At 63.3% G+C, this 7506-nt stretch carries 10 protein-coding genes and 1 pseudogene; 7 read left to right on the plus strand and 4 right to left on the minus strand.

Annotated features, from left to right (window positions below; translation table 11 throughout):
- Nucleotides 1-74: 74 nt before the first annotated feature.
- Both P9272_RS35370 and P9272_RS35375 read right to left on the minus strand, forming a co-directional pair.
- A complete protein-coding gene (locus tag P9272_RS35370) occupies nucleotides 75-632 on the minus strand; it encodes an HNH endonuclease (protein ID WP_027167440.1) in 558 nt (185 codons plus the stop codon).
- 110 nt (nucleotides 633-742) lie between these two features.
- Nucleotides 743-1402 carry a DNA-3-methyladenine glycosylase gene (locus P9272_RS35375; RefSeq protein WP_278164794.1) on the minus strand — a complete coding sequence of 220 codons (660 nt, stop codon included), beginning with the start codon at nucleotides 1400-1402 and terminating at the stop codon, nucleotides 743-745.
- An 89-nt stretch (nucleotides 1403-1491) separates the two neighbouring features.
- Here P9272_RS35375 and gluQRS point away from each other — a divergent pair, with 89 nt between their 5' ends.
- Nucleotides 1492-2361 (plus strand): tRNA glutamyl-Q(34) synthetase GluQRS, encoded by an 870-nt coding sequence (gene gluQRS, locus P9272_RS35380; protein WP_278164805.1) that lies wholly within the window; start codon nucleotides 1492-1494, stop codon nucleotides 2359-2361.
- On the opposite strand, the gene P9272_RS35385 is transcribed toward gluQRS, so the two are convergent.
- Complete coding sequence (locus tag P9272_RS35385; protein WP_278164796.1) at nucleotides 2356-2826, minus strand: hypothetical protein; 471 nt, start codon at nucleotides 2824-2826, stop codon at nucleotides 2356-2358. The genes gluQRS and P9272_RS35385 overlap by 6 nt on opposite strands.
- Here P9272_RS35385 and P9272_RS35390 point away from each other — a divergent pair.
- The gene (locus P9272_RS35390) at nucleotides 2804-3697 is read left to right on the plus strand and encodes a DMT family transporter (protein WP_278164797.1); all 894 of its coding nucleotides are present in this window, start codon (nucleotides 2804-2806) and stop codon (nucleotides 3695-3697) included. The genes P9272_RS35385 and P9272_RS35390 overlap by 23 nt on opposite strands.
- A 139-nt stretch (nucleotides 3698-3836) precedes the next feature.
- On the opposite strand, the gene P9272_RS35395 is transcribed toward P9272_RS35390, so the two are convergent.
- The gene (locus tag P9272_RS35395; RefSeq protein WP_112129465.1) at nucleotides 3837-4688 is read right to left on the minus strand and encodes a YihY/virulence factor BrkB family protein; all 852 of its coding nucleotides are present in this window, start codon (nucleotides 4686-4688) and stop codon (nucleotides 3837-3839) included.
- 58 nt (nucleotides 4689-4746) lie between these two features.
- On the opposite strand from P9272_RS35395, the gene P9272_RS35400 reads away from it, so the two are divergent.
- The 5 genes and pseudogenes from P9272_RS35400 to P9272_RS35420 form a co-directional block, all read left to right on the plus strand.
- Nucleotides 4747-5613, plus strand: coding sequence for an SDR family oxidoreductase (locus P9272_RS35400; protein WP_278164800.1), 867 nt, complete (start codon nucleotides 4747-4749; stop codon nucleotides 5611-5613).
- A 25-nt stretch (nucleotides 5614-5638) separates the two neighbouring features.
- Nucleotides 5639-5830: a twin transmembrane helix small protein gene (locus P9272_RS35405; RefSeq protein WP_278164802.1), complete on the plus strand. Its 192-nt coding sequence runs from the start codon at nucleotides 5639-5641 to the stop codon at nucleotides 5828-5830.
- 18 nt (nucleotides 5831-5848) lie between these two features.
- Nucleotides 5849-6430: a cob(I)yrinic acid a,c-diamide adenosyltransferase gene (locus P9272_RS35410; protein ID WP_278164803.1), complete on the plus strand. Its 582-nt coding sequence runs from the start codon at nucleotides 5849-5851 to the stop codon at nucleotides 6428-6430.
- 21 nt (nucleotides 6431-6451) lie between these two features.
- The gene (locus P9272_RS35415; RefSeq protein WP_278164804.1) at nucleotides 6452-7255 is read left to right on the plus strand and encodes a rhomboid family intramembrane serine protease; all 804 of its coding nucleotides are present in this window, start codon (nucleotides 6452-6454) and stop codon (nucleotides 7253-7255) included.
- A gap of 162 nt (nucleotides 7256-7417) precedes the next feature.
- Nucleotides 7418-7506: pseudogene (locus P9272_RS35420) on the plus strand (electron transfer flavoprotein subunit beta/FixA family protein); the annotation flags it as partial.

Raw genomic sequence — 7506 nt, forward strand, 5'->3', positions numbered from 1 at the left:
AAACCATCGAGGCAGCCGAATGCAACAACTACTTCGCAAACGCCGGATACGCTTCCGTCAAAAAGTGAAAGACTCTAAGGTTCCAGTTCGACATCCCAGTAGAGATAATCCATCCAGCTTTCATGCAGATGGTTGGGCGGGAACAGGCGGCCGTTGTTGTGCAGGTCGTGCACCGTCGGCTGGTATGGCTTCTGCAGCGGCCACATCTTGGCCTGCGCCGGCATCATGCCGCCCTTGCGAAGATTGCAAGGCGAGCAGGCGGCGACCACATTCTCCCAGGTCGTCGCCCCACCGCGATGGCGCGGAATGACATGGTCGAACGTCAGATCCTCCGGCGTGCCGCAATACTGGCATTGGAAACGGTCGCGCAAGAACACGTTGAAGCGGGTGAAGGCGGGATGCCTCGACGGCTTCACATAGGCCTTGAGGCTGACCACGCTCGGCAGCTTCATCGAGAAGGTCGGCGAAGAGACCGCGTGCTCGTATTCAGCGACGATGTTGACCCGGTCGAGGAACACAGCCTTGATGGCGTCCTGCCACGACCAGAGCGACAGGGGGTAATAGCTGAGCGGACGGTAGTCCGCATTCAGCACCAGCGCGGGAAGCCCATCCGGAGATACGGCAACCGTCACGTCCTTCGACTCCTACATTCCAAACCGAACGGCGCGGATACTGTAAGCCCGACATGACAGGGATGTGAAGCGGATTGTCTCTCGCCGAAACTCTCAAAAACGCATGATTTTCATGCTTTTTTGGCCATTTCGACGGGAGGCGCCGCGTCCCGGCCCTTCAGTTCGCGGTAATAGGCCCAAAAAAGCCGCGACGCGACACCCCGCCAGGGGCTCCATGATTCGGCCAGCCGGATAAGCATTTTTTCCGGCGGACGCGGGTCGATGCCAAGCGCATAGCCGACCGCCGTCTGAAGCGCGACGTCGCGCGCGGGGAACACATCCGGGTGGCCGGCGGCGAACAGCAGATAACATTCGGCCGTCCAGGGGCCGATCCCGGGCACGGCAGTCATCGCCGCGATCGCATCGCCGGCGTCCAGGGTGCACAGGTGATCGAGATCGAGCCCGCCGGCAACGGCTTGCGCGACCGCGAGCAGCCCGCGCTGCTTCGGCCGCGACAGACCGGCCTCGCGGAATATGTCCTCGCCGGCATCGAGTATCCCTTCCGGCGTCAGCGGATCGACCAGCTTGACCAGCCGGCCGAAAATGGCATCGGCGCTGGCGCGCGAAACCTGCTGCGAAACGATGATCGAGGCCAGGCTTTGAAAGCCTGGCTCCGACAGCCGGAGCGGCACCTCGCCCGCCTTGCGGCGCACCGTCTCCAGCCGCGGATCGATCCGGCAGAGGGCATCGAGCCCTACCGCAATGTCGTCGAGCGAGGCGATATGTTGCACGTTCTTGTTCCCAGGGCGCCCGCGAAATGGCAATGGAGGCTAAATACCAACCGCCGAAAGCACCTTTCAACCCGAATGCCGCCCGAGAGATGACGTTCCTGACATTCCGCTTCGCGCCGAGCCCGAATGGCGAACTGCATCTCGGCCATGCCTATTCCGCCTTGCTCAACCAGCGGATGGCGGCGCGGGTGGGCGGACGGCTGCTGCTGCGCATCGAGGATATCGACACCACCCGCTGCACGCCGCAATTCGAGGCCGGCATTTTCCGCGACCTCGAATGGCTGGGGTTGCGCTGGGAACAGCCGGTGCGCCGGCAGTCGGAACATCTTGCCGAATACCGGGCGGTGCTCGATCGATTGATCACCGAGGAACTGGTCTATCCGGCCTTCATGAGCCGGGGCGAGATCAGCGCCTTCATCGCTGAGAAAGGCGGCCGCGACTGGCCGCGCGATCCGGACGGCGTGCCGCTCTACCCGCCGCTCGACAGGGCCTTGCCGGCCAGGGAGCGCAAGCGGCGGATCGCCGACAATTTGCCCTTTGCCTGGCGACTTGACGTCGAGGCGGCCATGGCGCGCGTCACGGCCGACCTGTCATGGGTGGAGTTCACCGACGAGACGATGTCGGCGACAAGGGCGATCGAAGCGCAACCGCAGGCCTGGGGCGACGTCATCGTCGCCCGTCGCGACATCCCGACCAGCTATCATCTCGCCGTCGTCCTCGACGACGCGCTCCAGGACGTCAGCCATGTCGTGCGCGGCAAGGACCTCTATGCGGCAACCGGGCTGCAGCGCCTGTTGCAGGAACTGCTCGGCCTGCCCCAGCCGCGCTATTTCCACCACCGCCTGATTCTCGGCTCGGACGGCAGGAAACTGTCCAAAAGCTTCAAGGACACGGGCCTTGCCGCGCTTCGCCAAGCAGGCATGTCGCCGCAGGACATTGGGCGACTGGTCGGCTTATGACCCGAGGCGGGCCATCCCGGCCTTGATCAGCGCCAGCAAGCTGATGAAGGAAAAGGCGCCGCCGAGCCCACAGGCAACCGCCAGCCTGAGATCGCTCACGCTGATGCCATGCTTGCTGGCGACCGTCACCGCGGCAAAGAAGCCGAAGATGAACAGCAGCGTGTTGCCGGTCGGGCCGAATCCGTTCTCCTTCATGATCGCGTCGAGCGCCGCGCCGAAGAAGAAGCCGAAGCCGGCGATGATCAGGAAGGCGAACAACAGCCAGGTTGTGTCGAGATGCAAAAACATGCCTACCCACGGCGCGGCGACGCGCCATGCCCCTCTTGGCACGGTTTGTTGAATTCGACTTAGCTTATGGATCAACCGTTTCGTTTTGCTTGCGGGATTGAACAGCATTAGAGCAAATGTGGTCATCAACCGTTCACCCGGCAGCCTCCCATCCATGCAGAGCATCAAGCGGTTCATTCCCGCCTCCTTCGTCGTTTTGTGGGCGACAGGCTTCATCGGCGCGCGCTACGCCATGCCCTGGGCGGAACCTTTCACCTTCCTCGCCATCCGCTTCGTGATCGCGGCGATCCTGTTTGCCGGGCTCGCCATTGTGCTCGGCTCTCGCAGGGCGACTCGCGAGGAGGCGTTGCACGCGACGGTGGCCGGCGTGCTCATGCATGGTGTCTATCTCGGCGCCGTCTTCTGGGCGATCCACCGGGGCATGCCGGCGGGGTTTTCGGCATTGATCGTCGGCCTGCAACCGCTGATCACGGCCATGCTTGCAGGCAGATTTCTCGGCGAGGCGATCCTGCCCCGCCATTGGGCCGGGCTTGCTGTCGGGCTTATGGGCGTCGTCATCGTGCTGTGGCCGAAGCTCGGAGCGGTCGGTGGCGGCGTGTCCGCGGCAACATTGGCCGCCTCGCTTGTCTCGGTGCTCGGCATGAGCGCTGGCACCATTTGGCAGAAGCGCTACGCCTCCGGCGGCGATCTGGTGTCGGCGACGATGTGGCAGTATGTCGGCGGCTCCATCGTGATGATCCTGGGCTCGCTCGCCTTCGAGACGCGCGCCATCACCGTCAATGGCCAGCTGATCTTTGCCATGGCCTGGCTGGTCCTGGTGCTGTCAATCGGCGCCATCTTTCTGTTGATGGTGATGATCAGGGACGGCGAGATGTCGAAGGTCGCTTCGCTGTTCTACCTCGTGCCCGCCGTGACCGCGGTCATCGCCTGGATGCTCTTTGACGAGCAGCTCAACCTGCTGCAGATCGCCGGCATGGCGATCGCGACCCTTGGCGTAGCCCTGGCCACGGCGGGGTCCAAAGCCGTATCCGAAGAAATCTCCATCTGAGATGTGTTGAGATTCAGGTCAGGCCGAGTCGAAAACGGCGGCTTCCGAGAACCGGAGCGGAGCGTGCTGAAGTACGTGAGCACCGGAAGCGCAGGAAGCCGCCGTTTGCAGACCCGCCTGACCTGAATATCGACACATCTCACCCGACGCGCGCGCGCGCCTCGAGATAACGGCTGATCGCGGCGTTGAGCTCACCGCCGAGAATGAAGATCGCCGAGATAATGTAGAGGAAAACCACCGCGATCATGATCGAGGCGAGCCCCGCATAGGTCGTCACGTAGGACGAGAAATGGTCGAGATAGGTGGCGAAGATGGTCGAGCCGGCGAGCCAGGCGATGAGCGTGAAGACGATGCCCGGTATGATCGAGACGAAGCGGCGCTTGCCGGCAGGCAGCCAGATATGCACGGAGAACAGTCCGATGACGATGACGGTGGAGGCGACGACGTAACGCCACAGCGTGATGGTGCCCATGTAAGGTTTGATCCATTCGAGATGCGCCTCCGCCAGCCTGGCCAGCAGAGGGGCGAACACCAGAAGCACGCTTACGGCCAGGAAGCAGGCCGTGGCGATCAGCACAAAAATGATGCTCTGCACCCTGCGATGGATGATGCCGCGCGTTTCGGTGACACGATAGGCACGGTTGAGCGAGGTGCGCAGCGCCTCGATGCCGTTCGACGCGAAATAGGCGGCAAGCACGACGCCGTAGGTCAAAAGGTCGGTTCGCCTGACGGTGAGAACGTTCTGCACCTCGCGCGCGATCGGCTTGGCGATCTGCTCCGGCCAGGTGTCGAAGACGAGATGCACCGCCGTATCCGAGAACGCCTGCGCGCCGAGGAAGCTGGCCAGTGTCGTGGCGAAGATCAAGAACGGAAACAGAGCCATCAGCGAGGTGATGGCGAGATGGCTGGCCATCGCCCAGCCGTCGTCATTGGTGAAATGGCCGATCGCATCGTAGAGCACGCGCTTGACGGCGACGATATTCCTGAGCAAGGACCCGCGCTCCGCTCGATTGTGTCGACGCCGCGAATATGGGAAGTGATTGCGGCAAATGGCAACCCCAGGTCAGACAACGTCCACCGTCGCGAAAGAGTTGCGCACCGTCATCGTTACCGGGGCCTCCTCCGGCATCGGTGCCTATTGCGCGCGGGCGCTGAAGGCGGAAGGCTGGCGGGTCTTCGCAACGGCGCGCAAGCCGGCAGACATCGCCGTGCTCGAAGCCGACGGCATGGAGGCCTTCTATCTCGACTATCGTGAGCCCGAATCCATCGCCGCGCTGGTTGAGGCGGTGCTTGAACGCACCGGCGGCACGCTTGACGCGCTGTTCAACAACGGCGCCTATGCCCAGCCCGGCGCCGTCGAGGACCTGCCGGTCGCAGCGCTTCGCGAGCAGTTCGAGGCCAATTTCTTCGGCTGGCACGATCTTACCCGGCGCGTTATGCCGGTCATGCGCCGCCAGGGGCACGGCCGCCTCGTCCATTGCTCCTCGATCCTCGGACTGGCGCCTGTCCGCTTCCGCGGCGCCTATTCGGCATCCAAGCACGCCATCGAAGGCCTGATGCTGTGCATGCGCCAGGAACTCGAAGGCAGCGGCATCCACCTTTCCCTCATCGAACCGGGACCGGTGACCTCGAAGATCGCCAGCAATGGCCTGCCCTGGTTTTTGAAGAACATCGATGTCGAGAATTCCGTCCACCGCGCCGATTATAAGGCGCAGCTCGCCCGGCTGCAGGCCGGCGGCAGCGTGTCGAAACTGAAGCCCGGGCCGGGGGTCGTGCACAAGGCGCTCCGTCACGCGCTTCTGTCACAGCGCCCGCGCCCCCACTATGTGGTAACCGTGCCGGCCAGAATCGGCGCTGTGCTGAAACGCATCCTGCCTGCGTCCCTGCTCTACCGCGTGCTCGCCAGGCGCGCCTGACCGAAACTGAACCGGAGCCCGCCAGATGGTCATCCTCTTGAAGATTCTCGCCGTCATCGCGATGGCGGCCGTGCTGATCGTGCTGGTCCGCGGCCTGATCAACATGATGCGCGGCGGCTCTGGCGTGACCTCGAACAAGCTGATGCAAGCCCGTGTGATGCTGCAGGCCGTGGCCCTGGCGCTGCTGTTGCTGGTGGTCTATTTCACCCGCAGATAGAGGTCTTTGGGGGACATTGTGGTCAAGCTCAACAAGATCTACACCCGCACCGGCGATGATGGCACGACAGGCCTTGGCACCGGCGAGCGGCGGCTGAAATCCGACCTGCGCGTCAACGCCTACGGCACCGTCGACGAGGCCAACGCCTGCATCGGCATGGCCCGCATCCATACCGCCGGCCACCATCCCTTGATCGACGCTATGCTGTCGCGCATCCAGAACGATCTGTTCGACTTGGGGGCAGACCTCGCCGTGCCCGACAACGGCAAGCCGCTGGACTATGAGCCGCTGCGTATAGTCGCCGCCCAGACCGGCCGCGTCGAACAGGACATCGACCTCCTCAACAAGGACCTGCAGCCGCTGAAATCCTTCGTGCTGAACGGCGGCACGCCGGCCGCCGCCGCGCTCCATCTCGCCCGCACCGTGGCGCGCCGGGCCGAGCGCCAGATGGTGGCGCTGGCGCAGGATCCGGCCGAGCATGTCAACCGCGAGGCGCTCAAATACATCAACCGCGTCTCGGATTTCCTGTTCGTCGCCGCCCGTGCCGTCAATGACAATGGAAAGGCCGACGTGCTATGGGTGCCCGGCAAGAACCGCTGACTTCAGGGGCGGGAGGGTCCGATGTTCATCCCGCTTTACGACACCAACAGGCTGCGCCACATCCGCCTGCAATATGTGACGATCGGTCTGATCGTGGTGAATGCGCTGGTCTATCTGGCGACCACGCTTGGCGGTGAAAACTTCACCAATGCCGCGGTTCTCGGTCTCGGCTTCATCCCCTCGGTGGTCCACGACAAGGTCGAGCTGTCGCCTGAATTCGTCGTCATCCCCGAAAGCCTCAGCTATCTTACATATTCCTTCCTGCATGCCGACATTTTCCATCTCGGCGGCAACATGCTGTTCCTGTGGGTGTTCGGCGACAATGTCGAGGATGCGCTCGGCCACATACGCTACCTGATCTTCTACCTGGCTTGCGCTGTCGCCGGCGCTTTCTTCCAGGGGCTGGTGGCCTCGGATTCGCAGGTGCCGCTGATCGGCGCCTCAGGCGCCATTGCCGGCGTCGTCACCGCTTATTTGATCCTCTACCCTCGCGTGAAAGTCTGGGTGTTGGCCTTTGCCCGCATCCCCTTGCGCATTCCGGCCTTCATCCCGCTGATCCTCTGGATCTTGTTCCAGATCGTGATGTTTGCCGCCGGCGGCGAGGACCAGATTTCCTGGGCCTGCCATATCGGCGGTATCATCGCCGGATCGATCCTGGTCCTGGTGCTGCGCAGCCGCGGCGTGCCGCTGCTGGCCGGTGCTGACGGCGAGCCGGACCCTACGCCGAACATCCAGCGGCCGCCTGTCCCCGTCGAGCCCGCCGCGAGCGACGGCGCCCCCGCGCGGTCGCAATGGGGCCGTGGAGCAGTAACGCCTCGCGACTGAACCGATTTGGGTGCGCCATGGGATATTGACGCGCGGATTTGCCACCACTACGGAAACGGCACCGCTGGGCGGATATTCCGCCCGTAATGTCGGCTTTCGACAACTCTGACAGGGCGTACGCTGCTATAGCGCCCCGACTATCTCAGGAGAGGTGACAGGAAAATGAAGATCCTTGTGCCCGTGAAGCGGGTTGTGGATGCCAACGTCAAAGTCCGGGTGAAAGCCGACGGACTGGGCGTCGAGCTTGCCAA

This window comes from Mesorhizobium sp. WSM4976 (assembly GCF_029625685.1).
In the GTDB taxonomy this organism is placed as follows: Bacteria; Pseudomonadota; Alphaproteobacteria; order Rhizobiales; family Rhizobiaceae; genus Mesorhizobium.

What these genes read in the sequence shown, in the direction of transcription:
- gluQRS (WP_278164805.1), top strand. Translation starts at nt 1,492, where the DNA reads ATGACGTTCCTGACATTCCGCTTCGCGCCGAGCCCGAATGGCGAACTG.
- P9272_RS35390 (WP_278164797.1), top strand. Translation starts at nt 2,804, where the DNA reads ATGCAGAGCATCAAGCGGTTCATTCCCGCCTCCTTCGTCGTTTTGTGG.
- P9272_RS35385 (WP_278164796.1), bottom strand. Translation starts at nt 2,826, where the DNA reads ATGAACCGCTTGATGCTCTGCATGGATGGGAGGCTGCCGGGTGAACGG.
- P9272_RS35400 (WP_278164800.1), top strand. Translation starts at nt 4,747, where the DNA reads ATGGCAACCCCAGGTCAGACAACGTCCACCGTCGCGAAAGAGTTGCGC.
- P9272_RS35405 (WP_278164802.1), top strand. Translation starts at nt 5,639, where the DNA reads ATGGTCATCCTCTTGAAGATTCTCGCCGTCATCGCGATGGCGGCCGTG.
- P9272_RS35415 (WP_278164804.1), top strand. Translation starts at nt 6,452, where the DNA reads ATGTTCATCCCGCTTTACGACACCAACAGGCTGCGCCACATCCGCCTG.